Genomic DNA, 394 nt, shown 5'->3' with positions numbered 1-394 from the left:
TTTAACTAGAATTCCGTTCGCGGATTATATCGATCGATTTGTTGACTGGTTAACATTAACGTTTGGTGGTTTCTTTGATGGCATCACAAATGGATTAGCTGGAACAGTAAATGGAATTGTAGCTGCACTTGGCGTCATTCCATCCATTATTTTAACCCTTATCTTTGCCGGCATTGCTTGGTGGATCAGTACAAGAGGAGTTGCTCTTTTCACACTTATTGGATTTTTACTGATCGACTATTTAGGCTACTGGCATCCAATGCTTCAAACACTTGCGCTCGTTCTGACCGCTGTGGTCATTTCTATCGTGATCGGGGTTCCGATCGGTATTTGGGCATCACAGAAGGAAACGGTGCGTAAAATTGTGACACCTATTTTAGATTTAATGCAGACA

1 pseudogene is annotated in these 394 nt (G+C 41.6%); it reads left to right on the top strand.

The annotated features are described in order from the left end of the window. Positions 1-394 (top strand): annotated as a pseudogene (locus GFC01_RS18515) (glycine/betaine ABC transporter); the annotation flags it as partial.

Source organism: Desulfofundulus thermobenzoicus, assembly GCF_009428905.1.
Taxonomy (GTDB): domain Bacteria; phylum Bacillota; class Desulfotomaculia; order Desulfotomaculales; family Desulfovirgulaceae; genus Desulfofundulus_A; species Desulfofundulus_A thermobenzoicus.
The sequence above is the reverse complement of the archived record's forward strand: the minus strand, read 5'-3'. Positions and strand labels throughout refer to the sequence as shown.